The 21,277-nt window shown below is 63.3% G+C and carries 26 protein-coding genes and 2 pseudogenes; 18 read left to right on the forward strand and 10 right to left on the reverse strand.

Going from position 1 to position 21,277, the window contains the following annotated elements:
- The first annotated feature begins 8 nt into the window (after window positions 1-8).
- The 7 genes and pseudogenes from RVM26_RS00990 (at window position 9) to RVM26_RS01020 (ending at window position 5,228) form a co-directional block, all read left to right on the forward strand.
- Entirely contained in the window at window positions 9-530 is a 522-nt protein-coding gene (locus RVM26_RS00990; RefSeq protein WP_081136242.1) for a DUF192 domain-containing protein, read from the forward strand.
- Window positions 531-726: 196 nt separating this feature from the next.
- Complete coding sequence (locus RVM26_RS00995; protein ID WP_498940251.1) at window positions 727-1,737, forward strand: DctP family TRAP transporter solute-binding subunit; 1,011 nt, start codon at window positions 727-729, stop codon at window positions 1,735-1,737.
- A gap of 56 nt (window positions 1,738-1,793) precedes the next feature.
- Complete coding sequence (locus RVM26_RS01000; RefSeq protein WP_498940253.1) at window positions 1,794-2,273, forward strand: TRAP transporter small permease; 480 nt, start codon at window positions 1,794-1,796, stop codon at window positions 2,271-2,273.
- Window positions 2,263-2,427, forward strand: a pseudogene (locus RVM26_RS01005) (TRAP transporter large permease); the annotation flags it as partial. The gene RVM26_RS01000 and the pseudogene RVM26_RS01005, both read left to right, overlap by 11 nt.
- Window positions 2,428-2,489: 62 nt before the next feature.
- A protein-coding gene (locus RVM26_RS01010) for an IS630 family transposase (RefSeq protein ID WP_498940255.1) occupies window positions 2,490-3,501 on the forward strand; the annotation gives its coding sequence in 2 pieces (ribosomal slippage) (window positions 2,490-2,876 and window positions 2,878-3,501; 1,011 coding nt in all).
- Window positions 3,502-3,599: 98 nt separating this feature from the next.
- A complete protein-coding gene (gene tnpA, locus RVM26_RS01015; protein WP_110069601.1) occupies window positions 3,600-4,031 on the forward strand; it encodes an IS200/IS605 family transposase in 432 nt (143 codons plus the stop codon).
- A gap of 138 nt (window positions 4,032-4,169) precedes the next feature.
- Complete coding sequence (locus RVM26_RS01020; protein ID WP_498940258.1) at window positions 4,170-5,228, forward strand: sodium:calcium antiporter; 1,059 nt, start codon at window positions 4,170-4,172, stop codon at window positions 5,226-5,228.
- Between the two features lie 206 nt (window positions 5,229-5,434).
- On the opposite strand, the gene RVM26_RS01025 is transcribed toward RVM26_RS01020, so the two are convergent.
- The 7 genes from RVM26_RS01025 to RVM26_RS01055 form a co-directional block, all read right to left on the reverse strand.
- Window positions 5,435-5,875 carry a DUF411 domain-containing protein gene (locus RVM26_RS01025; RefSeq protein WP_498940260.1) on the reverse strand — a complete coding sequence of 147 codons (441 nt, stop codon included), beginning with the start codon at window positions 5,873-5,875 and terminating at the stop codon, window positions 5,435-5,437.
- A complete protein-coding gene (locus RVM26_RS01030) occupies window positions 5,872-6,024 on the reverse strand; it encodes a hypothetical protein (RefSeq protein WP_498940262.1) in 153 nt (50 codons plus the stop codon). Before RVM26_RS01030 ends, RVM26_RS01025 begins: the two co-directional genes overlap by 4 nt.
- A gap of 14 nt (window positions 6,025-6,038) precedes the next feature.
- Window positions 6,039-7,145 (reverse strand): YVTN family beta-propeller repeat protein, encoded by a 1,107-nt coding sequence (locus tag RVM26_RS01035; RefSeq protein ID WP_498940263.1) that lies wholly within the window; start codon window positions 7,143-7,145, stop codon window positions 6,039-6,041.
- 87 nt (window positions 7,146-7,232) lie between these two features.
- On the reverse strand, window positions 7,233-7,577 hold the full coding sequence (locus tag RVM26_RS01040; RefSeq protein ID WP_498940265.1) for a DUF2946 family protein: 345 nt from the start codon (window positions 7,575-7,577) through the stop codon (window positions 7,233-7,235).
- Window positions 7,578-7,671: 94 nt separating this feature from the next.
- Complete coding sequence (locus tag RVM26_RS01045; protein ID WP_498940267.1) at window positions 7,672-7,851, reverse strand: hypothetical protein; 180 nt, start codon at window positions 7,849-7,851, stop codon at window positions 7,672-7,674.
- Complete coding sequence (locus RVM26_RS01050; protein ID WP_498940269.1) at window positions 7,848-10,352, reverse strand: heavy metal translocating P-type ATPase; 2,505 nt, start codon at window positions 10,350-10,352, stop codon at window positions 7,848-7,850. The genes RVM26_RS01045 and RVM26_RS01050 overlap by 4 nt, the downstream gene beginning before the upstream one ends.
- 80 nt (window positions 10,353-10,432) lie before the next feature.
- Window positions 10,433-11,086, reverse strand: coding sequence for a Spy/CpxP family protein refolding chaperone (locus RVM26_RS01055; protein ID WP_498940271.1), 654 nt, complete (start codon window positions 11,084-11,086; stop codon window positions 10,433-10,435).
- Between the two features lie 738 nt (window positions 11,087-11,824).
- Between RVM26_RS01055 and RVM26_RS01060 the strand changes: the two genes are divergently transcribed.
- The 8 genes and pseudogenes from RVM26_RS01060 (at window position 11,825) to RVM26_RS01095 (ending at window position 15,183) form a co-directional block, all read left to right on the forward strand.
- A complete protein-coding gene (locus RVM26_RS01060; RefSeq protein ID WP_498940273.1) occupies window positions 11,825-12,178 on the forward strand; it encodes a hypothetical protein in 354 nt (117 codons plus the stop codon).
- 44 nt (window positions 12,179-12,222) lie between these two features.
- Entirely contained in the window at window positions 12,223-12,342 is a 120-nt protein-coding gene (locus RVM26_RS01065; RefSeq protein WP_119023476.1) for a multicopper oxidase domain-containing protein, read from the forward strand.
- Between the two features lie 81 nt (window positions 12,343-12,423).
- Entirely contained in the window at window positions 12,424-13,287 is an 864-nt protein-coding gene (locus RVM26_RS01070; protein WP_498940275.1) for a sialidase family protein, read from the forward strand.
- Between the two features lie 15 nt (window positions 13,288-13,302).
- Window positions 13,303-13,494: pseudogene (locus RVM26_RS01075) on the forward strand (prolipoprotein diacylglyceryl transferase family protein); the annotation flags it as partial.
- Window positions 13,495-13,532: 38 nt separating this feature from the next.
- Window positions 13,533-13,898 (forward strand): cation transporter, encoded by a 366-nt coding sequence (locus RVM26_RS01080; protein ID WP_498940277.1) that lies wholly within the window; start codon window positions 13,533-13,535, stop codon window positions 13,896-13,898.
- Window positions 13,899-13,939: 41 nt separating this feature from the next.
- Window positions 13,940-14,449: a hypothetical protein gene (locus tag RVM26_RS01085; protein ID WP_498940279.1), complete on the forward strand. Its 510-nt coding sequence runs from the start codon at window positions 13,940-13,942 to the stop codon at window positions 14,447-14,449.
- A 117-nt stretch (window positions 14,450-14,566) separates the two neighbouring features.
- A complete protein-coding gene (locus RVM26_RS01090) occupies window positions 14,567-14,983 on the forward strand; it encodes a phospholipase D-like domain-containing protein (protein ID WP_498940281.1) in 417 nt (138 codons plus the stop codon).
- On the forward strand, window positions 14,950-15,183 hold the full coding sequence (locus tag RVM26_RS01095; RefSeq protein ID WP_498940283.1) for a phospholipase D-like domain-containing protein: 234 nt from the start codon (window positions 14,950-14,952) through the stop codon (window positions 15,181-15,183). Before RVM26_RS01090 ends, RVM26_RS01095 begins: the two co-directional genes overlap by 34 nt.
- A 37-nt stretch (window positions 15,184-15,220) precedes the next feature.
- On the opposite strand, the gene RVM26_RS01100 is transcribed toward RVM26_RS01095, so the two are convergent.
- From RVM26_RS01100 to RVM26_RS01110, 3 genes are read right to left on the reverse strand one after another with little or no spacing between them, the layout of a single operon-like run.
- Complete coding sequence (locus RVM26_RS01100; RefSeq protein ID WP_169956247.1) at window positions 15,221-15,700, reverse strand: FixH family protein; 480 nt, start codon at window positions 15,698-15,700, stop codon at window positions 15,221-15,223.
- Between the two features lie 4 nt (window positions 15,701-15,704).
- Window positions 15,705-17,108 carry a sensor histidine kinase gene (locus RVM26_RS01105; RefSeq protein WP_498940285.1) on the reverse strand — a complete coding sequence of 468 codons (1,404 nt, stop codon included), beginning with the start codon at window positions 17,106-17,108 and terminating at the stop codon, window positions 15,705-15,707.
- A complete protein-coding gene (locus RVM26_RS01110; RefSeq protein WP_169956251.1) occupies window positions 17,108-17,785 on the reverse strand; it encodes a heavy metal response regulator transcription factor in 678 nt (225 codons plus the stop codon). Before RVM26_RS01110 ends, RVM26_RS01105 begins: the two co-directional genes overlap by 1 nt.
- A 214-nt stretch (window positions 17,786-17,999) precedes the next feature.
- On the opposite strand from RVM26_RS01110, the gene RVM26_RS01115 reads away from it, so the two are divergent.
- The 3 genes from RVM26_RS01115 (at window position 18,000) to RVM26_RS01125 (ending at window position 21,270) form a co-directional block, all read left to right on the forward strand.
- Window positions 18,000-18,413, forward strand: coding sequence for a hypothetical protein (locus tag RVM26_RS01115; protein WP_498940287.1), 414 nt, complete (start codon window positions 18,000-18,002; stop codon window positions 18,411-18,413).
- A gap of 152 nt (window positions 18,414-18,565) precedes the next feature.
- Complete coding sequence (locus RVM26_RS01120; RefSeq protein WP_498940289.1) at window positions 18,566-19,816, forward strand: TolC family protein; 1,251 nt, start codon at window positions 18,566-18,568, stop codon at window positions 19,814-19,816.
- Window positions 19,813-21,270, forward strand: a complete 1,458-nt coding sequence (locus tag RVM26_RS01125; protein ID WP_498940291.1) for an efflux RND transporter periplasmic adaptor subunit — start codon at window positions 19,813-19,815, stop codon at window positions 21,268-21,270. The genes RVM26_RS01120 and RVM26_RS01125 overlap by 4 nt, the downstream gene beginning before the upstream one ends.
- Window positions 21,271-21,277 lie beyond the last annotated feature (7 nt).

Below are 21,277 nucleotides of genomic sequence, written 5' to 3' on the forward strand. Positions count from 1 at the left end.
AATCTGTCATGACCCTGTCCCGCCGCCAACTGCTAAAAACCACCCTGGGGGTCTCCCTGGCGAGCTGCCTGCCGCTGTCGCTCGTGACCGCCATGGCCGCCGAGTCGGCCATGGTCGATACTCTGCCGCTGGCGATTCACAGCGAGGGCGGGCCGCATCGTCTGGAAGTGGAAGTGGCCGAAACGGTCGCCCAGCGTCAGCGTGGGCTGATGGGACGTGAACACTTGCCAACCTCACGCGGCATGCTGTTCCGCTTCGAGAGCGAACAGCCCGCAGGCAATGCGTTCTGGATGTATCGCACGCTGATCCCGTTGGATATCGCTTACATCGATGACCAAGGCCGCATCGTGGCGATCAATACCATGCAGCCCTGTGAGTCCAGCACCCCGCGTGAGTGCCCCTCCTACCCTGCCGGCGTGGCCTACCATGCCGCCCTGGAAGTAAACGCGGGCTACTTTGCCGAGCGTGGCATCCAGGTAGGCGACTGCGTGTCCGTGCCTGCGCTGGCCGGCTTCTGCCGCCCGGAGTAACCCCGCATACCAGCCAGCAGTGAGTGAAGACGCTGCGGCGAAAGTCGATGGCCAAAAGCAGCGGCCAGCGCTTCCCTTCACTCGGTGAGCGCCTACAATGGGGTGTCGCTGGCGGGGCTTTCCCGTATGGCGCGGAGCGCCCGCCAGATCACGGCGTTCTTCACGACTCATAAAAATGAAAAAAGGATCGATAACAATGACGCTGACACGCTCCATGGCTCGTTTGACCGCTGGCTTGGCCGGTGCTGCACTCCTTTCCGCTGCTTTTTCTGCACAGGCGCGTGAACTCTCTGTCTCCACCGTGCTGTCCGATGCCTTCCCTTGGGGGCAGGCCGCCGAAAAATGGGCAGAGCTGGTGGAAGAGCGCAGTGGCGGTGAACTGACGCTGCGGGTATACCCCAACTCCCAGCTGGTCTCCGGTGACCAGACCCGCGAGTTTTCCGCCATGCGCTCCGGGCTGATCGATGCGTCCGTCGGTTCGACCATCAACTGGTCGCCGCAAGTGCCGGAGCTCAATCTGTTCTCCTTGCCGTTCCTGATTCCTGACGAAGCCGCCGTGGACGCCGTGACTGGCGGTGAAGCGGGTGACATGGTCTTCGAGGCCATCGAGTCGCGTGGCGTCATGCCGTTGGCCTGGGGGGAAAACGGCTTTCGTCAGGTGTCCAACTCCCGTGGCCCCATCAGCCAGCCGGATGATCTCGATGGCCTGAAAATTCGCGTGGTGGGCTCGCCCCTGTTCCAGGACACGTTCTCGGCACTGGGCGCAGACCCGACCCAAATGAGCTGGACCGACGCTCAGCCTGCGTTGACCACCGGCGCGGTCGATGGCCAGGAAAATCCGCTGTCGGTGTTCGACGTGGCGCGCATCGACCAGGTGGGCCAGGCGCATTTGACGCTGTGGAACTACATGAACGACCCGCTGATTTTTGCGGTGAACCAGCAAGTGTGGCGTACGCTCAGTGAAGAGCAGCAGACGATGCTGCGTGAAACCGCGCAGGAAGCCGGAGCGTGGGAGATCGCCATGACCCGCGAGCAGGAGCATGAGCGGCTGGCCGCCATTCAGGAACGCGGGGTGACCGTGACCGAGCTGACCGATGAGCAGTACCAGGCGTTCGTGGAGGCGACCCAGTCCGTCCATGAAAAGTGGGTGCCCCGCATCGGCGAAGCCCTGGTAGAGGCTGCGCAAGCGGCAATCGACGCACGCTGATATTTCGCTAGCTGCCGTCGCCGCTCCCGAGCGGCGGCTATTTGTGTGAGGTTGCCATGAAAGGCCTTCCTGATGCCCGGCCCGAACGCTGGCTGGGCGCCCTGGCGTTGATCATCATCTCGCTGATCAGCCTGGGGAACGTCATCACGCGTTACATTACCGGCGGCTCTTTCTCGTTTACCGAAGAGTTCTCGGTGTTTCTGCTGGTGGTGCTGACCTTTGCGGGCGCCTCCGTCGCCTTGCGCCACGACCGGCATATTCGGCTGGGCTTTCTGGAGCGCGCCTTGCCTCCAAAGTGGCGGGGTGTCCTGATCCTGTTTCAGGCGCTGTGTGGCTTGACGGTGTTGGCCCTGATTACCTGGTATGGCGGCAAGCTGGCCTGGCAGGAGCGGGAGTGGCAATCGCTTTCTCCTGGGTTGGGGTTGCCTCAATGGTGGTACTTGGCCTGGTTGCCAGTACTGACGCTGGCCATGAGCTGGCGACTGGTGCAACAGACCCGGGCGCGCTTGAAAGGGGAGTTTTCTCATGACGCCTGATATCTGGATGATTCTGGCGTTCGCGGGCCTGCTGATTGCTGGTGTGCCGGTGGCCTTCTCACTGGCGCTGGCCGGTTCTGTGGGCATTGTCGCGGGGCTCTCGCCCGACATGCTGGCGACCCTGGGCACCAACACCTATAACAGCATCGCCAAGTAAGTGCCTAACCGAAAGTTTTCGTGCATAATGTATGTAGGATAACTGACACGGACGGAACCATGGCAAGGCGCTTCGTTGCACCTCTCACTGAGTCTGAGCAGCAGACGCTGTCCTCCGCCTATCACCATGGTGAGAAGCGCGCCCTACGTCGACGTGCGCATGCCATCTTGCTGAGCAATCAAGGTCATACCATCGCTCAGATCTGTGAGATATTGCAGGTCCGCCGCGATGCCGTATCTCGATGGCTCAAACAGTGGGAGGTAGCAGGGCTTGATGGGCTGATCGACAAGCCGCGCAGTGGCCGCACGCCGGCCTTGGATGACGACGACCACCATCGGCTGCAGGAACTTGTCGCCGAACAGCCCCACCAGCTCCGCTCCTTGCATGCCCGCTTTCAGGAAGAGACCGGGAAAAACATCAGCATGGTGACGCTCCGCAGGGCGCTGAAAAAAAAATAGGCTCAGCTTCAAGCGTATTCGGCATTCACTGAAGGCACGGCGCGACGAAACGGATTTCCGCAACACTCAAGGCCTTCTCAAGGTGCTTCAGGAGCGGGAAGACCTGGGTGAGCACGAGCTCTATTACTTCGATGAGTCGGGCTTTTCGCAGTCGTCACCGGTTCCATACGCGTGGAGTCCCATTGGGCAGCCCTTTGAGATGACCGCCTACTCCCATAGCCGAAGGTTGAACGTACTGGGGTTCCTCAGCCGAGCCGGGAAGCTGGTCTACCATACCTCCACGGAGCCGGTGACTACCGAGACAGTCATCGAAGCATTTGATCAATTTGTGGCCCAGAAAGATCCCGATACCTTCGCCATCGTGGTGCTCGACAATGCCAGCATGCATCGCTCCAAGGCCTTCAGAAGGAAGATTATGGAGTGGATGTCGCATCGTGTGCATCTGGTCTACCTATCGGCTTACTCGCCGGAGCTTAACCTGATAGAGATTCTGTGGCGGCAGATGAAGTACGCATGGCTACCGTTGAGTGCCTATCTCTCATTTGACCACCTCAGCAAGGAGGTCTGTCGCCTACTCGACGGCTACGGGTCTGAACGCACGATAAATAAATAAGGTAATCCCCCGGCTTTGCCGGGGGACTACCCGAGGTTTGACCGTGTGATGCGGTCAAAGGGAACCTCCAATCTCGGCCAAGAGATAGGAAGTTCCCAATGAGAGAGTACCAGAGTCTTGCTCACACAACATGGAACTGCAGGTATCATGTCGTGTTCATCCCCAAAAAGCGAAAGAAGGTGATCTTTGGTGGTATCCGAAAACACCTTGGTGAGGTGTTCCATGAGCTGGCAAGACAGAAGGAGTGCCAGATCGTAGAGGGGCACCTGATGCGTGATCACGTTCACATGTGTATCAGCATCCCTCCGAAGCACTCGGTGTCACATGTGGTTGGCTACATCAAAGGGAAGAGTGCGATATCTATAGCCAGAAACTTCATGGGCAGATCGCGAAATTTCTCTGGTGAAAGCTTCTGGGCGAGAGGTTATTTCGTCTCGACAGTAGGGCTTGATGAAGGAATGGTAAGGGCCTATATCCGGAATCAGGAAAAGGCGGATGAGCATTATGATCAGCTCAAGTTTGGAATGTGAGGCAGCCGCCTTCAGGCGGCTCAGATTCTTGCCCCTTTGAGGGGCTAACAATATAAAGCCCCCGGCTTTGCCGGGGGATACTTACTTTTGAATAGCCACTTAGCCGCCATCAGGCTCTTTTGAAGGTCGGAGGCGAGTATGACTGTATTGGCATTCCTTGCTGGGCTGTTACTGCTGATCATCGGGGCCGAGGGGTTGGTCAGGGGCGCTTCTCGCCTGGCAGCCCGGTTCGGCATGTCGCCGCTGATCATCGGGTTAACGGTCGTGGCCTTTGGCACCAGCTCGCCGGAACTGGCGGTCAGCCTGAAGGCGGCCGTCGATGACCAGGCGGGTATTGCCATGGGTAACGTGGTGGGCAGCAATGTGTTCAACGTGCTGTTCATTCTGGGCGTCTCGGCGCTGATCGTGCCGCTGACCGTGGCACATCAGCTGATTCGCTTCGATATCCCGCTCATGGTGGGCCTCTCCTGGCTGGTCCTGCTGCTGGTGCTGGATGGCAGCGTTGGGCGCTTTGATGGCGGGCTGCTGGTGGTAGGCCTGGGAGCCTACCTGGTGTTCCTGTTTCGCCAGAGCCGTCGGGAGCCCTCGCCGGAGAGCCCCGTGGAGCCTCGCGCGGAAGGTTACGGGCTGGTGAGCAACCTGGCGTATGTGCTGGGGGGCTTGGGCATGCTGGTACTGGGGTCACGCTGGCTGGTGGACGGTGCCGTGGTATTTGCTCAGGCCCTTGGCGTGAGCGACCAGGTAATCGGCCTGACTATCATTGCGGCGGGTACCTCGCTGCCTGAAGTGGTCACCTCGATCGTTGCCGCACTGCGTGGTGAGCGCGACATTGCCGTGGGCAACGTGGTGGGAAGCAACGTGTTCAACATCCTCGGAGTGCTGGGCCTGACCGGGTTGCTGGCCCCCACCGGCATTGCTGTCCCTGATGCGATGGTGGGCTTCGATATTCCGGTCATGATTGCGGTGGCCGTGGCCTGCCTGCCAATCTGCTTCACCGGCGGGGTGATCAGCCGCTGGGAGGGCGGCGTGCTGTTTGCCTATTATCTGGCCTATACCCTCTACCTGATCTTGGCCGCCACTCACCACGATGCGCTGCCGGTCTTCAGCGTCACCATGCTCTACTTTGCACTACCGCTGACGGCCCTGACGCTGGCGGTGTTGGCGGTGCAGGAGCGCCACCGGAGGATACGGCCTTGAATAATGGGTGGGACAAGTCGGGGCTATCAAGTCCGTGGACGCTATCGACTGACGGAGAACACATTCACCTCTTCGGCGGGTAGCGGTTTGACGAAGAGGTGGGCTTGGCCTGCGTTCCATGTCAAGGCGTAGTTGTGCTTCTAATAAACAGTAAAACCGCTTCACTCAAGAGTGAAGCGGCCTTTCTCTACTGCCATAGTGATGGATTACAGGGTCATGAAGGGTTTGGCCTCACCGCCGCGGAACTGGTAGACGTCCCAGTCGCCCCGCTTGGGCCCAGGCATGCCGGGGGTGCCGATGGGCATGCCGGCGAGGCCGATCCCGCGGGTGTCCGGGCGTTCCTCGAAGAGTTTCTCCACCGCCTCGAAGGGCACGTGACCCTCGATGGCGTAACCCCCCATCTGAATGGTGTGGCAGGACCCGAGGCCATAGGGCAAGCCGACGCGCTGCTTGATCTTGCCGACCTCGATATCGTCGACGAGCTTCACCTCGACCCCGCGGGCCTCGAGCTGGCGGGCGTACTCGTCGCAGCAGCCGCATTCCGGATTCTTGAACAGGGTCGCCTTGTCGGGCAGAGCAGCCTGGGCGGTGCCGGCGCCGAGCAGTAGGGCAGCAGAGAGCATCAGAGTAGAGCCGAAGCGGTTCATGAGTGAGCCTCCGGAAGGTCACGGGACGTGGGGCGGGGCGTGAACAGATACTTGGTGAGCGAAGCGATGCCGAGACCGAGCAGCAGCATCATGGCGACGGGCATGATCCAGCCCAGGGGGCCCATCAGGGCGGCACATTGAGTCATCATGGTCTTGGCTCCTCTCAGTGGTTTACCCAGGTCACGCCGTTGGGACCCTGGCCGGTGTCATAGCGGCTGATCACAGTCCCGGCCTCCAGGTCGATGACCGACAGGCTGTCGTCATAGAGGCTGGTCACGAAGGCGAAGCGCCCGGAATCATCGACGCTAATACCGTGGGCACCGGCACCGACCTCATGGGTGGCCACCACCGCCAGGCTGTCGAGAGCGATGACCGAGACCCGGTTATCGGGCTCGTCCTCAGTGCCCTCATTGGCCACCAGCATGTAGCGGCCATCCGGGGTGGCGTGTACCTGGATCGGCAGCCGGCCCACCTCGATGCGCTCGACGACCTCGCGGCGGTTGGTGTCGATGACGGCCACGCGGTTCTCGTCCCGTAATGAGACGAAGACCCGGGTGCCATCCGGGGTGAAGCCCACTTGCACGGGAGCCTGGCCGACCGGCAGGCGAGCGACCTCTTCCCGCGCTTCGACATCGATGATCGATACGCTGCCATCCAGGACGTTGGCCACATAGAGCTCCTGGCCATCGGGACTCAGACGCAGTCCGTGGGGATACTCACCGGTGGCGATGGTCGCCACGCTCTCCTTTGCCTCCAGGTCCACGACCGAGACGCTGTTGTCCCCCGCATTGGTGACGAAGGCGAATCGGCCTTCCCGGTCACTGACCACATGGGCCGGGTGGCTGCCCACCTCGATGCTGGCCAGGGGAGCGCCGCTCGGGTCATGGGAGGGGTAGAGCTTGAGCTTGCCGGGGGCATCACCGTGGGCATGGCCGCCGTCATGGCCATGGCCGTGGTCGTCGGCTGCCGGCTCCCCCACGGCCATCAGGTAGCGGCCGGAATCGCTGATCTGAACGTTGTGGGGCGCGATGGCCATGGCGTGGGTGCTGGTCCCGCCGCTCGACAGGTTGATGTGGGTGAGAGAGGCACCACGCTCGTTGGCGGTAACCACCGTGCCCGCCGGTACCGCGTCGGCGAGTGTCGGCATAGTGGAGAGGGCTAGCCCGGCGGCCATGAGCCAGCCGAGGAGCCGGTGGTTGCCGGTGAGCGTCAATGAGGAAGGCAGGAATGCCTCGCGCGCCGTTGCGGCCGATGAAAAACGGATAGACATGATGTACTCCTGAGGAACGTAACCATAATGCGAGCGGTGTCGCGGCGAACGGTGTCGCGGTCCGACGGCCGGGCCGTCTTCGTTCGATCAGGCTCTGGGAGGGCGCCTGGGAGTCGGCGGGATCTGCGGGGATGCGGCCATGGCCGCTGAGATGGCCCGCCGCTCCGGTCCCACCACGGGCAGTAGCGCCTGACCCATGGCGGTTGAACAGGTGACGCAGGATGAAGCGTCATGGTCATGCTCGGCACTGAGACCGCCACTCGAATGGGGGTCATCCGACATCCACTCGGCGGGGACGCCGCAGTCAGGGGATGACGCCATGGTGGCGCCGTGACTCGATAGCGTCACCACCGCCAACAGCAGCGCGAGCAGGAGGGCCAGCCAGCGGCCTCCTGTGCGTTGCGTCAGCGATGTGCGTTCGAGTCGTGCCATGCTGGACTCCCCCTAATGTGGCCTTCAGGTTGCCCCAGTTTGGGCGACGCTGCATTGATCCTGGGCAACTTCCGCCGCGGCGGCTGGGTACCCATCAGTCGTCATGTCTGTGGCTGTGGCGATGGATGAACAGGTGCAGCCCCATGCAGAGTCCCATCGGCAGTAGCAGTAGCCAGGTGCCAGCGCCGAAGGGGTTGCCGCGCCACAGCACGGTAAACATGGCCACTCCCATCAGCACCAGACAGGCGATCATCATCGCGTTGTGACGGTTCATGTCGATTCTCCTTGCGGGTTCGTGCGGGTGAAGCGCCGCTTGAGCAGCAGCGAATTGCCGATCACCGAGAGCGAGCTTGCGGTCATGGCGATCACGCCAATCATGGGGTGCAGCAGGCCGGTGGCGGCGATGGGAATGGCGGCCACGTTGTAGCCGCTGGCCCAGATCAGGTTCTGGACGATCTTGCCGAAGGTGGCACGCGAGAGGTGCATCGCCTCCACCACGCCTGTCAGCTCGCCGCGCACCAGGGTCACGTCGGCGGCCTCGATGGCCACGTCGGCCCCGGCGCCGATGGCGATGCCCACGTTGGCCTGCTTGAGTGCCGCGGCGTCGTTGATGCCGTCGCCCACCATGGCCACGTGGTTGCCATGCTTCGCCTGAAGCGCGCGGATGGCGTCGACCTTGCCCTCGGGCAGCACCCCGGCCTGGACCTCGTCGATGCCGACCTCCTCGGCCACGGCGCGGGCGGCCCGCTCGTTGTCGCCGGTGACCATCACCACGTGCAGGCCCAGCGCGTGCATGCCGCGAATCGCCTCCTTCGATTCCTGCTTGAGGGTGTCGGCCACGGCGACGAGGCCGAGCGCCTGGCCGTCGGCGGCGACGATCACTACCGTGCGCCCCTTGCCTTCGAGCTTGCCCATGGCGTCATCCAGGGCCTCGAGGCCGGCCACGCCTTCCTCCTCGAGCAGCCGGCGATTGCCGATCAGCACGCTCGCGTCGCCCACCCGGCCCGAGACGCCGCGGGCACCGGTGGAGCGGAACTCGCTGACCTCGCCGGGCGTCACATCGCGTTCCTTGGCACCGTCGACAATGGCCCGGGCGATGGGGTGCTCCGAGGCGTTCTCCACGCTCGCCGCCAGGGTCAGCAGGCGCGACTCCTCGACGCCCTCGGCGGCCACCACCTCGGTCAGCGTCGGTTCGCCGCGGGTGATGGTGCCGGTCTTGTCCAGCACCATCACCTTGACGTCCTTGAAGGTCTGGATCGCCTCGCCGGAGCGGATCAGGATGCCGCGCTCGGCACCGATGCCGGAGCCCACCATCAGCGCCGTGGGCGTTGCCAGGCCCAGCGCGCAGGGGCAGGCGATGACCAGCACCGCCACGGCGGCCAGGATCGCCAGCACCGGGGTGGCGGCCTCGGGGTTGACCCAGGGCAGGAAGGTCGCGCCCCAGTCGAGGATCGGGCGCAGGGCGTCCGGAATGAGCAGCCACACCACCAGGCTGGCCAGGGCGATCAGGATCACCGCCGGCACGAAGCGGCCGGTCATGCGGTCGGCGAACTCCTGGATCGGCACCCGGGAGCCCTGGGCCTGGTCGATCAGGCGCACCACCTGGGCGAGGAAGGTGTCGCCGCCGACCCGGGTCGCCTTGACCCGCAGGCGCCCCTCCTTGTTGATGGTGGCGCCGATCACGCTGTCGCCGGGGCTCTTGTAGACCGGGATCGATTCGCCGGTGGCGATGGATTCGTCGAGGTGGCTCTCGCCCTCGACCACCTCGCCGTCGGTGGGGACCTTGTCGCCGGGGCGCACGATCATGATGTCGCCGGGCGCCAGCTCCTTGACCGGCACCTCGACCTCCTCACCGTTGCGCTCCACCCGGGCCGTCTTGGCGCCCAGGGTCAGCAGGCGGCGAATGGCCTGGGAGGCGCGCCCCTTGGCCAGGGCCTCCAGGTAACGCCCCAGCAGGTGGAAGGTCATGATGGTGGCGCCCATCTCGATGAACGAGGTCATGGGGGTAATGAAGCCGACCAGGCCGATCAGGTAGGGCGGCAGGCTGCCCATGGAGATCAGCACGTCCATGTTGAAGGTGCCGTTCTTCAGCGAGCGCCAGCTCGAGCGGTGCGTGGCGGCGCCGCCGTAGAGAAAGATCACCGGGAAGGCCAGCAGGGCGACGATGGCCAGGTAGCCCGGGATCGGCTGCCAGAACATGTGCGGCATCATCAACAGCATGATCAGGGTGGCGGGTATGCCGGCGATGATCAGGCGCTTGCGCGCCTGGGCGAGGTAGGCCTCCTCGATCTCGGCGTCGCCGTCGCCCGCCTCCTGCTCCTCGGTCTGCACGGCGGCCACGTCATAGCCGGCCCCCTCGACGGCGCGCTTCAGCGCCTCACCATCGGGGCCACCGGCCTCGATGGTCACACTGACGCGGTGGCTGGCGATATTGGTCTGGATCTCGCCCACGCCATCGAGGCGTTCGAGCGTCTTGCGCACGATGCCGGCGCAGTGGTCCGAGCCCATGCCGGGCACCGTCAGGCGAATCTGCTGCTGGCCACCACCGCTGACGGCGGCCACATCGTAGCCGGCGCCCTCGACGGCGGCCTTCAGGGTATCGCCATCGGGCCCGCCTTCCTCGACCGTCACGCTGACATGGTGGTTGGCGATATTGGTCTGGATCTCGCTCACGCCATCGAGGCGCTCGAGCGTCTTGCGAACGATCCCGGCGCAGTGGTCGCTGCCCATGCCGGGAACCGTCAGGGTGATCGTTCTGGACCTGGTGTCACTCATCACGTGCCTCCTGCCGCTGTCGCCGAGTGGACGGCCAAGGTTGGCCGTCCTGGATGTTGCGTACTCAGTGACTCCGCCGATCAGTGATGGGCGTCGTGGTCCTCGGGATCCGCGTCGGCGGGTGCCGCCTGGCGGAGCTGCTCGCGCTGCTCATCGGTCATGAGGTCGTGCATGGCGTTACGCATGCGCACCATCTCGGCCATAATTTCGCCCTGCAGCTCAGCCATGCGACCGTGGAGTTCCTGCACCTGCTCAGGGTCCGGACGTTCGCCGTGCATCTCGGCCATCAGGTCGTCGCGCAGGTTCATCAGGCGGCCCTTGCGCTCGAACTGGGCGGGGCGGTGTTCCTGCATCAGCTCGCGCATCTGGCTGCGCTGGTCGGGCTCGAGCATCGACATCATGCCCATGCCTTCGGCCATCATCGGGCAGGGCATCATGCCGCCACCCATCATTCCTCCCATCATGCCGGGGCCCATGCCGCCCTGGCCGCCACCACCCATCATTCCTCCCATCATGCCGGGGCCCATACCGCCCTGGCCGCCACCACCCATCATGCCGGGGCCCATGCCGCCCTGGCCGCCACCACCCATCATTCCTCCCATCATGCCGGGACCCATGCCGCTTCCCTGGCCGGGTTGAGAGTCCGGCATGCCCTGGGCGAGGGCGATCCCAGAACCACTGGCACCGATGGCCAGCGCGAGTCCGAGGGCGAGAGTCTGCTTGCGAAGTTTCATGATCGTTCTCCTTGCTGCTGATTGGTCCCGTCGAGGGCCAATGCTCACAGTATTCCGGCTATGTGCGGCGCAGAGGTCAATGCCGCGCGATTACGACTGTGTGTCTGGGAAACCACCCAGATCTCAGGACCGGAAGCGCTGCGTCAGCAGGTAGAGGGGAACGACGTGGGGAGAGGCGGGCCCAGGAAGGGTCTGACCAAGTGCCGAGGTGAGGTGTATAGACGGCCCGGCGGCGGGGACGATCGGAGGCCACGGATCGGGGGTGACATCGGGCGCCTCGCTCCGGGGCAAAACACCTGATACAGAGCGCCAGGCGTGGTCATGGTGGCAGTGGGGCCCCGCGGGAGGTGAGGTGAGCCAGGCGTCCGTCGATACCTCGCCGGTGGCGAGCTCGAGGCTGGTCGCAGCCACCGGGTTGCCCGGGTGGTCAAGCTCCTCTGCATGGGCCTTGGCCAGGGGTGCGGCTAGCAGCAGTGCCAGCACGAACAAGGCAGCAAGCCAGAGGGAGATTCCTCTCCGGCCGTGACCTGCACACTGTTCAGGCACCTGTGGCTGCATGACGGGGGCTCGCTTCTCGGTACCGCGTTGACCTTACCCTAGCCCAACGGCGTGCCCTGTCCATTGATTCACATCAAAGGAGCTCCGTTGGTAAACCTGCGTGCAGGGCTCAGGTTGCGGCTCTCTTCTTGGCCGTGAAATACTCGCGCTTCCATTGGCTCACAAGGCCGCTTGTCCCTAATGCGTCGACTCTCCTATCACTGGCTACTCAGCCTGCTGATGGCCCTGGTGCTGGCCATGGCGCCGCCCGTGGCCGCGGGCGGGCATCACGGTGATGCCTCCTGCCTGGGGAGTCAGCTGGAGGAGCGTTCGGCCATGCAGGGGTCGGCGGACTGGGACCTCTCGGCAGCCGCCGACCCGAGCGAACCGGATGCCTCCCTGGCTTCTCCTTGCTGCATGCCCTGTGCCCAGTGTGGCGCCACCTTTGCTCGGTTGACCATTGACGCGATGGCCTCCCCCCTTCCCCTGTCCGGGCCCGACCTGGGCTATCCATCGGGACCTCCTGCTCCCTTCGAGCGGCCTCCTCGTACCTGAACCTCCCCCCCTTGAAGGCGCCGTGGTCGATCTAGCCCTTCCACGTGCATGGCACCCACTTCCAGGTGATCGCCACCCGCGATGCCGACAGCGACTGGCTGTTCCACTGCCACATCATCGAGCAGGAGGCGCTAGGCATGATGGCGACGATCCGCGTGAGCTGACCTTGCCGTATGGTGTTTCGGCGCCATGTGGTGGTTCGCATGGCGCCGGCCACACCTGACGAAAGATAAGGAAATGACGTCATGACCCATTATCGATGGCCACTTGTCATGGCCGTGCTACTGACCCTGCTGGCGGGTTGCTCCCGCGAGCCGAGCGGTATCAGTCTCGAGCAGCTGCGACAGCAGACCCACATTCACGGCCTGGCCTTCGACCGAGCGGATGGCGAACGACTGTGGCTGGCCACCCACCACGGCTTCTATGCCGTGGGTAGCGATGGGATGGCCCGCCGGGTCTCCGAGGAGACCCATGATTTCATGGGATTCGCGCCCCACCCCGAAGAGGCTGAGACCTTCTTTGCGAGCGGCCACCCGGCCAGGGGAGGCAACCTCGGGGTGGTGATGTCCACCGATGGGGGTCGAAGCTGGTCCCGGCATGCTTCCGGCGTTGATGGCCCGGTGGATTTCCATCAGCTGACCATCAGCGCGGCCAGCCCCGACACGCTCTACGGAGCCTATGCCGGCCAGCTCCAGGTCAGCGAGGATGGCGGGAGCAGCTGGCAGGTTCGAGCCAAGGCACCGGCCGGGCTGATTGCCCTGGCCGCCTCGAGCCGTGATCCCGATCAGCTCTATGCCGCCACTCAGACCGGGCTCTTGATGAGTCCGGACGGCGGTGAGCGCTGGCGCCAGATATACCCCGAACGCCGCCCAGTGAGCCTGGCGGTGGCCAGCCAGGGGACGCTCTACGCCTTCATGCTGGACGTCGGCCTGCTGCGAGCCGAGGAAGCCAGCCGTGACTGGGAGGTGGTGAAGCGGGGCTGGGGAGAGCGCTATCTGATGCACCTGGCGGTGGATCCGAACGATCCCCAGCGCCTGGTGGCGGCCGATGACCTGAACCGGCTGCTGATCAGCGATAACGGTGGACGCGACTGGTCGCGTCTCGAGTGAGCCGGGGGGTAGCGCATGCTGCAATATCCCCAGATTGACCCGGTGGCCATCAGACTCGGCCCGTTCGCGATTCACTGGTACGGCCTGATGTACGTGGTCGGCATCGTCGCCGCCTGGTGGCTGGGCCGCCTGCGCGCGCATCGCCTGGGCCTGACCCATGATGATATCGGCGACCTGATCTTCTACGCCGCCGCCGGCGTGGTGCTGATCGCCGGGTCGCGTCGTCAAACCAAGGAGGTAACATCATGAGCCATCACGATCATCGTGTCGGTGTATCCGAGATCCACCTGGTAACCCGGCACCTGAAGCTCGAGCCCAACGATGAGGCGGCGATAGGCGCCGCAGTGGCCGACATCGATGTGCTGTACGGGCTGGATAGCGTCTTCTACGACGCCAAAAAGCACCGGCTGGATTTCGCCTATGACGCGACGCGGCTGTGTCTCGACTGCATCGAGGAGATTCTCGAGAAACACGCCGTGACCATCAGCCAGGGGTGGTGGAACCGGTTCAAGGAAGAGCACTACCGATTCGTCGATCAGAATGTGAAGGATAACGTCCGCCAGGAGCCTTGGAGCTGTCATCAGTCGCCGCCTAAGGGAAGGAGGAAGTGACAGGACGAAGGCACGGACTCGCCAGGGGCGGAGGCGGCCCGGTGAGGCAACTTCTGGCCACTCCGGAATTCAACGTGGTGCTGTTCGCCTTGCTGCTCAACTTCCCCTGGGAGTTCCTGCAGGTCCCCCTCTTCGCTGAGATGCCGGCCATGGCGCACTGGGACGCCGTGCTCTTCTGCACACGGGCGACCCTGGGTGACGTGCTCATCGCCCTTGTCGCCTACTGGGTCGTGGCGGGGGTGCGGCGACGGCGCGACTGGCTGCGCTGCCCTGACGCCAAGGCGATCGCCGGCTTCGTGGCGGTGGGCGTCGTGATCACGATCGGTCTGGAGTGGCACGCCACGGTCCTGCAGGATCGCTGGCAGTACGGTGAGCTGATGCCCACCCTGCCGCTGCTGGGGACGGGGCTGGCCCCGCTGCTGCAGTGGCTGCTGTTGCCGCCGCTGATCGTCTGGCTGGCGCGTCGCCAGCTGCTGGGCGTGATCTATCTCCAGCAGGTTGACCCTGCCACCGCCGCTTCCGCCGACTCGGCACGAGAGGAACGACCATGATGAGCATGAGGTTGCTGAACGGACGCCAGAGCGGGTGCCGCAGGTGAGGGGGACGCGAGAACCACCCGCCTCAGGCCGGGTGCCGGCCAGGCGACGTCGGCCCTGGCGCTGCAGCTGGTGTTTCTCGAGGACTGGCGCTGGGCCACGGAGGAACTGCCCTGGACGCCGCGGGTGCCGAGCCACCATGGCACCCCGGTGCTGATCCTGCCGACCGGGCCCGCGGATCGCTTCGAGACCGCGAGCCTGATGATCCAGCAGGCGATCCATGCCGCCCATGAGCGAATCTGGATCTCCAGCCCCTACTTCGTGCCCGACGAGGGGGTGCTCTCGATGCTCAAGCTGGCCGCCCTGAGCGGCGTGGACGTGCGGGTGCTGATCCCGGAGCGGCCGGACAATCCGCTGACCTACTTCGCCGCCTACGCTTTTCTCGACTCGCTGCTCGAGGCGGGGGTCGAGGTCTATCGCTACGAGGGGGCTTCCTGCACGGCAAGGCCTGCCTGGTGGACGACATCGGCGCGGCGGCAGGCACCGTGAACCTCGACAACCGCTCCTTCCGCCTCAATTTCGAGGTCACGGCGCTGGTGATGGACCCGTCGTTCGCCGCTGAGGTCGAGTCGATGTTCGAGGTGGATTTCGCGCGGTCCCGGCAGATGCACCCAGCAGAGATCGAGGCTCAGTCGCGCTGGCACCGGGTGGCGGCGCGGGCGGCCTATCTGCTCGCGCCCGTGCTCTGAGGCTGGATGTCGCCGCCGTGGTGCATCCCTGGCATCGTCAGTCCCTGACGTCGAACGCCAGCACGCCGGTCACGTCCGAGAACGTCATACGCACCTGCCAGGCACCCGACATGGGGAGCGGCGCCGCGACCGCGTAGCTGTCGCGGTCGGTCGGTTCGGCCGTCCGGCTGAGTGACATGTCATGGCCGGGCATGACGAAGGTGATCGGGACGCGCATGGCCTGTCGAGGCGGGTTACCGTCGGGCCCGCGCAGCTGGAAGGAGAGTTGTGCCTGTTGCTCGGCATCGATCACGAGACTGCCCGCCACGCTCCACTGGTGCACCGTGCCGGAGAAGCGGACCCCGCCGCGTTCTGCCCCCGACTGAGTCGGTACCGGGCCGTCGACCCGGAGGGTCGTTTCATCCCCCGCCATGAAGGGCATGGCCATGAGCACGGCCAGCACCAGGAAGCAGGGGATCCCCACGGCGAGCGCGACAAGGCGGGCAGAGCGATTGGGTTGACTGGAATTGAGAGCCATCGAATCACTCCTCCGATGATGTACGTTGCGTGCCGGAGAGCGGCAGGGTGAGGCAGAAGGTCGTGATGCCATTCTGAGAACGGACCGCGACGTCTCCACCATGGGCCTTGACGATTGATCGGGTGATGGGGAGTCCCAGACCTGCGCCTTCGCCATGGTGGTGGCGGATGTTGTCGGCGCGGTGGAAGCGATCGAACAGTTTCGGTAACTGATCGGCGGGGATCGTCTCTCCAGGATTGATGACACACAGTTTCGCCATATCCTGGTCATGGGTAATGGTGATCTCGATCGTGCCGCCAGGGGGAGTGTGCCGCACGGCGTTCGACACCAGGTTGGCAATCGCTCGGCGAAGCATCAGGTGGTCGCCGGTGACTGTGGCGGTACCACTCAGCTGCATCCTGACCTGTTTCTCCTCGGCAAGGGCATCATAGAACTCCAGCAAAGCGGTCACTTCCTCCTCCAGATGGACCGGTTCGGCAGGATTTGGCAGTAGCCCATGATCGGTCTTGGCCAGGAACAGCATGTCGGCGATCATTCGCGCCAGTCGTTCCAGCTCCTCCAGGTTGGAGTGCAGTGCGTCCTGGTATTCCTCTGTGCTGCGTGGTCGTGACAGGGCGACCTGGGTTTCGGTAAGCAGGTTGGACACCGGGGTGCGCAGTTCATGGGCGATATCCGCCGAGAACTCGCTGAGGCGTTGAAAGTCGGCTTCGAGCCTGTTCAGCATGCCATTGAACGCATTGGCCAGCTCGACCATTTCCGGTGGCGTGGCTTGCAGATCAAGGCGATCATCCAGGCGCTCAGCTGACAGCCGCCTGGCCGTCGCGGTGATCCGCTTGAGGGGGGCCAGGCCTTGGCGTGCAACCAGCCAGCCGAGCAATGCTGTCAGCAGGGCGGCTATCGCAATGACCGTCCAAAGATAGCGGCGGGTGTCCTCGAGAAAGTGAGCATGGTGGGTGATATCCAGGCCAAGCAGGACACGTACCGGTATGGACTGCGGTAGAGGAAGGCGCTTGTGAACTTCATCACCAATGAATTCGTAGCCCGCCACGCTCCAGCGGGTACTGGGTGAGTCAACGTCTCCATTCTTTACTGGCTCGAGAAACTCCGGTTGGTAGGCGTAGAGTATTCGCTGCTCCTCATCGCGGATGGAGACGGAGAGTGTGGCTTGGCTCGTCAATAGGTCGTCAAGATATCTGGGCAGTGTATTCAGCGCGGCAGGGCTATCGACTCGATCAAGCAGGTTCTCGATCATGTTCAGCTTTGCTGTCAACTCCATATGGTCGATTTCGTCGAAGTGATCCCGAATCAGGTACTCGAGCCACAGGCCAAGCAGCAGCAGCAGGATTGCCACCAGCAAGGAGTAGAGTGTGGCCAGGCGGGCCGTCAAGGAACGTGGGTAAAGGCTCATTAGCTATTTCCCGGCTCCAGCACATAACCCATGCCGCGTACGGTCCGGATCAACTTCTCGGGGAAGGGGCCATCGACCTTGGCGCGTAGCCGTCTGACGGCTACGTCGATGACGTTGGTATCGCTATCGAAGTTCATGTCCCACACCTGCGAGGCTATCAGTGAACGGGGGAGGACTTCTCCCTGGCGGCGAATCAAGAGCTCTAGCAGGGCAAACTCCTTGGCGGTGAGGTCGATACGTTCGCCGGCTCGAGTCACACGCCGTCGCAGCAGGTCGAGTTCCAGGTCGGCAGCGCGGAACACTTCTGGCTCACGTGCCTTGCCGCGCCTGAGCAGGGAGCGAATCCGCGCCAGTAGTTCGGAGAAGGCGAACGGCTTGACCAGATAGTCATCCGCCCCGAGCTCGAGCCCCCGCACTCTGTCGTCGACCTCGTCTCGTGCGGTCAAAAACAGTACGGGTACGTCCTGCCCTGCGCGGCGCACCATTTGCAGGATGGTCCAGCCATCCATCCCAGGCAGCATGACGTCAAGCAGCAGCAGGTCATACTCCCCGGTCTGCGCCAAGTGCAGGCCATCCAGGCCATCGCGCGCCAGGTCAACGACGAAGCCTGCCTCTCTAAGGCCTTGCGCCAGATAGTCGCCGGTCTTTGGCTCGTCCTCAACAATCAATAACTTCATGAAGCCTCCACTGGCGGGTCTGGCTCGACATGACAAAAATGTCATTTTCGAGTCAGTTTCCTGTCCGCTACTGCATCTTACTATGCCTACATGAACAAGCAACACGGGGGATGAGTAGGCAGAATGGTTACTCTATCACGCCCGAAGTTGAAATTGACAGTCCTGGCGTTTGCAAGTTGTTAACAGGAAATTTCATTGGAAAAAGAGGTGTGTCATGATCAAGAAGATTGCTTTTGCTACTGCCGTTCTCACTATGTTTTCCGCTCCTGCATTTGCCAGTTTCGGCACTGCGGCATCAAACGGGAATGTGCTGCAAGAAGGTAGCACGCCTAGCGTGATCATTAATTCTGGCCAGCCGCATACTTACCAACTCAACCTGGATGAAGCCGCAACGGTCAGGATTGCTAGCAGTCACTTCCCCGGGATGCACTCCATACTGCCAATGAAAGCCGAGTTGATCGATGCTCAGGGCAATACCTTGAGTCAGGTGAGGTCTTCTGGTGGCGACTTTGAAATTCGAGAAGCGTTGCCGGCCGGCCAGTATAGCTTGGTGGTATCAGGAAATTCCGCGCCGCGTGGGGATAGTTGGGACGTCCATCGTTATAGCCTTCACGTTGCGTTCAAATAACGCGGTATTCAAGCTTTGAAGAAGCATGGCTGGCCGGCACCCGTCGGCCAGTTTGATACATATAACCAAGATTGTTTATGGCTTTTGGCCATGGTGCATCCGCCATGGCGCTGTTCTTGCCGCAGTGCACAGGTGAGTATGGAGGGTGGTGAATGGGCTCTCGGTTACCCAAGATGTTGGCTGTGGCGTTAAGCACGGCTTTTATGTTGCCTTTGCCGGTATTGTCAGAGCCGGTGCTTTCTCTGATGGAAGCTGAGCGGCTCGCTCGCATCGACGACCCTGCCTCGCTGCGCTACCAGGAGCTGGCTGAGGCTCGACGTGAGGCCGCCATCTCGGCCAGACAGCTTCCCGATCCCATGCTGATCATGGAGGTCATGGACGTCGCACGAGAGGGTCTTTCCATCGATGACGACACCATGACCCAACTGCGTGTGGGAGTGCGCCAGACCTTCCCGAGAGGCGACAGCCGTCGATTGGCAAGCGAGCGGGAAGGCGCGTTGGCCATGGCTGACGCAGCTCGTGGCAGCAACGCAGAAATCACTGCCGTTCGCGCCGTGCGGCGTGCCTACCTGTCGCTCTACGAGCAGCGCGCCATCCGGGAAGTGCTGGAGAAGAGCCAGACCTTGTTCGAGGACCTGCGCGATATCACCGAACGCGAGTTTGCTTCCGGCTTTGCCGATCAACAGGATCTGTTACGCGCCGAACTGGAGCTGAGCCGGTTGCATGATCGCCTGCTTTCCGTTCAGGCACAGGAAGCGGCAGCACGGGCCCAGCTTGCGCGTTGGGTCGGTCAGGATGCCATTTCACGCCCCTTAGCCCCCGACCTGCCCGACCTGCCCGACATGACCGCGCCGGCGGATGCGTTGCTGTCGCACCCGCTGCTCGCCGCAGAACAGGCTCTCGTCGATGCCGGCAACCACGGTGTCGAGCTGGCGCGTCAAGGCTACAGGCCTCAGTGGTCGGTCGAGCTGACCTATGGCACGCCAACGGAACGGGGCATGGACATGCCGGATCGCATGTCGGCGATGGTCATGGTCGACCTTCCGCTCTTTACACGCCAGCGCCAGGACCGCGATCTATCGGCCAGCGTGCACCGTCGTGAGGCCGCCCAGTATGCCTGGGATGCACAGGCCCTCGAGTTGCAGCGCCAGGTGGGGGAGACCCAGGCCAGGTGGCATCAGTTGAGCGAGCGTGAGCGTCAGTATGCAGAGCGCCTCCTTCCGCAGGCCAGGGAGAACGCCGAAGCCGCCGAGCATGGGTATCGCAATCGCACCACGGACTTCAACTCGTTTGTGCGTGCACGCCTGACCGAGCTGGAAACGCATATCGAGGCCGTGCGTATCGGGTCGCAGCGTCGCCTTGAGCAGGTGGACCTGCTCTATCTACTGGGAGAAAACGCATGAAGGCGTTCGCTGTCATCGTCCTGCTGGCTGCGGGGGCTGCCGCAGGCGCCGCTGCCGTGACCTACTGGCCGGGTTCCCACGCACACGTTGCCGCGGTGGACACGACCAACGGTGAGAGAGAGATTCTCTATTACCGCCACCCACATAACCCCTCCGTGACCTCTCCCGAGCCGCGCAAGGATGAGATGGGCATGGACTTCATTCCGATCTATGCGGGTGGCGGCGACGCGACGCCCGGCACAGTCAGTATCAGCCCTGTCGTGCAGCAGAATATGAATGTGCGTATCGGCTCGGTGGCTCGTGGTGATCTGGCGCGCCTGGTCGAGACAGTCGGCTTCGTCGACTATGACGAATCGAGACTCAGCCACGTTCACCTGCGTACTCAGGGCTGGATCGAGGAACTCAGCGTCAGAACCACCGGCGAGCGAGTCGAGGAGGGGCAGCTGCTGTTCCGCCTCTATTCGCCGGAACTGGTCAATGCGCAAGAGGAGTTGCTGCATGTCGTGCGTCGTGGCGGCAGTCCTGCTCCTGCGCGCGAGCGCCTCCGGGCGCTGGGGGTCAGTGCCGCCGAGATTGCCGAGATCGAGCGGGCCGGTCAGCCGCGCCGACTGATCTCCGTACGGGCGGGGCAGAGTGGGGTAGTGGAGTCGCTGAACGTGCGTGAAGGCATGTATGTCACACCGGGCACCGAGGTGATGACCATTGCCGACCTCTCGCAGGTATGGGTGATTGCCGACCTGTTCGAGCATCAGGTGGATGCCGTGGCTCGAGGTGACGCCGCCCATGTGAAGCTGCCCTTCCGCCCGGGCGAGCGTCTCGAGAGCAAGATCGACTATATCTATCCGAGCCTGAACAGTCAGACGCGAACCGTTCAGGTTCGCCTGGCCTTTGACAATCCCGGTGAGCGACTCAAGCCGGGAATGTATGCCGATGTCCAACTGACCACTCGACCGCTGCAGGGCGTCCTGTACCTGCCGGCCGAGGCCGTGATCCGTACCGGCAGGCAGGACCGCGTCATCCTGGCGCTGGGTGAAGGGCGTTTCCAGGCGCGTGAAGTTCAGGTAGGGCGTCGTGCCAACGGCAACCTGGAGATCATCGAAGGCCTCCAGGAAGGAGAGCGTGTGGTTCTCTCCGGCCACTTCCTGCTCGACTCCGAAGCGGCAGTCAGTGCCGAGCTGGCGCGCATGACCGAAGCCGAGCAGGAGAGTTCGGATGGCGATGTCTGGGCCGATGGGCGCCTGATTTCCATCGACCGCGATGCCCGCGTGCTTAACGTCGACCACGCGCCGATTCCCCTGCTGGGCTGGCCGGCAATGGTCATGGACTTCACCGTGGCCGATGATCTCGAACTCGATGGGCTGCACGACGATATGCCGATACGCTTCCGCATGCGCGAGCGCGAGGAGTTCGTCTACGAAATCACCGCCATCGAGCCGCTGAGCCACGACCACTGAGGAGTCG

This window comes from Halomonas sp. KM072, from assembly GCF_050710315.1.
Classification (GTDB): domain Bacteria; phylum Pseudomonadota; class Gammaproteobacteria; order Pseudomonadales; family Halomonadaceae; genus Vreelandella; species Vreelandella hamiltonii.

Bases quoted from the DNA above. Each gene is read 5' to 3' on its own strand.
- RVM26_RS00990 (WP_081136242.1), top strand. From the start codon at position 9: ATGACCCTGTCCCGCCGCCAACTGCTAAAAACCACCCTGGGGGTCTCC.
- RVM26_RS00995 (WP_498940251.1), top strand. From the start codon at position 727: ATGACGCTGACACGCTCCATGGCTCGTTTGACCGCTGGCTTGGCCGGT.
- RVM26_RS01000 (WP_498940253.1), top strand. From the start codon at position 1,794: ATGAAAGGCCTTCCTGATGCCCGGCCCGAACGCTGGCTGGGCGCCCTG.
- tnpA (WP_110069601.1), top strand. From the start codon at position 3,600: ATGAGAGAGTACCAGAGTCTTGCTCACACAACATGGAACTGCAGGTAT.
- RVM26_RS01020 (WP_498940258.1), top strand. From the start codon at position 4,170: ATGACTGTATTGGCATTCCTTGCTGGGCTGTTACTGCTGATCATCGGG.
- RVM26_RS01025 (WP_498940260.1), bottom strand. From the start codon at position 5,875: ATGAACCGCTTCGGCTCTACTCTGATGCTCTCTGCTGCCCTACTGCTC.
- RVM26_RS01030 (WP_498940262.1), bottom strand. From the start codon at position 6,024: ATGATGACTCAATGTGCCGCCCTGATGGGCCCCCTGGGCTGGATCATG.
- RVM26_RS01035 (WP_498940263.1), bottom strand. From the start codon at position 7,145: ATGTCTATCCGTTTTTCATCGGCCGCAACGGCGCGCGAGGCATTCCTG.
- RVM26_RS01040 (WP_498940265.1), bottom strand. From the start codon at position 7,577: ATGGCACGACTCGAACGCACATCGCTGACGCAACGCACAGGAGGCCGC.
- RVM26_RS01045 (WP_498940267.1), bottom strand. From the start codon at position 7,851: ATGAACCGTCACAACGCGATGATGATCGCCTGTCTGGTGCTGATGGGA.
- RVM26_RS01050 (WP_498940269.1), bottom strand. From the start codon at position 10,352: ATGAGTGACACCAGGTCCAGAACGATCACCCTGACGGTTCCCGGCATG.
- RVM26_RS01055 (WP_498940271.1), bottom strand. From the start codon at position 11,086: ATGAAACTTCGCAAGCAGACTCTCGCCCTCGGACTCGCGCTGGCCATC.
- RVM26_RS01060 (WP_498940273.1), top strand. From the start codon at position 11,825: ATGCGTCGACTCTCCTATCACTGGCTACTCAGCCTGCTGATGGCCCTG.
- RVM26_RS01070 (WP_498940275.1), top strand. From the start codon at position 12,424: ATGACCCATTATCGATGGCCACTTGTCATGGCCGTGCTACTGACCCTG.
- RVM26_RS01080 (WP_498940277.1), top strand. From the start codon at position 13,533: ATGAGCCATCACGATCATCGTGTCGGTGTATCCGAGATCCACCTGGTA.
- RVM26_RS01100 (WP_169956247.1), bottom strand. From the start codon at position 15,700: ATGGCTCTCAATTCCAGTCAACCCAATCGCTCTGCCCGCCTTGTCGCG.
- RVM26_RS01105 (WP_498940285.1), bottom strand. From the start codon at position 17,108: ATGAGCCTTTACCCACGTTCCTTGACGGCCCGCCTGGCCACACTCTAC.
- RVM26_RS01110 (WP_169956251.1), bottom strand. From the start codon at position 17,785: ATGAAGTTATTGATTGTTGAGGACGAGCCAAAGACCGGCGACTATCTG.
- RVM26_RS01115 (WP_498940287.1), top strand. From the start codon at position 18,000: ATGATCAAGAAGATTGCTTTTGCTACTGCCGTTCTCACTATGTTTTCC.
- RVM26_RS01120 (WP_498940289.1), top strand. From the start codon at position 18,566: ATGGGCTCTCGGTTACCCAAGATGTTGGCTGTGGCGTTAAGCACGGCT.
- RVM26_RS01125 (WP_498940291.1), top strand. From the start codon at position 19,813: ATGAAGGCGTTCGCTGTCATCGTCCTGCTGGCTGCGGGGGCTGCCGCA.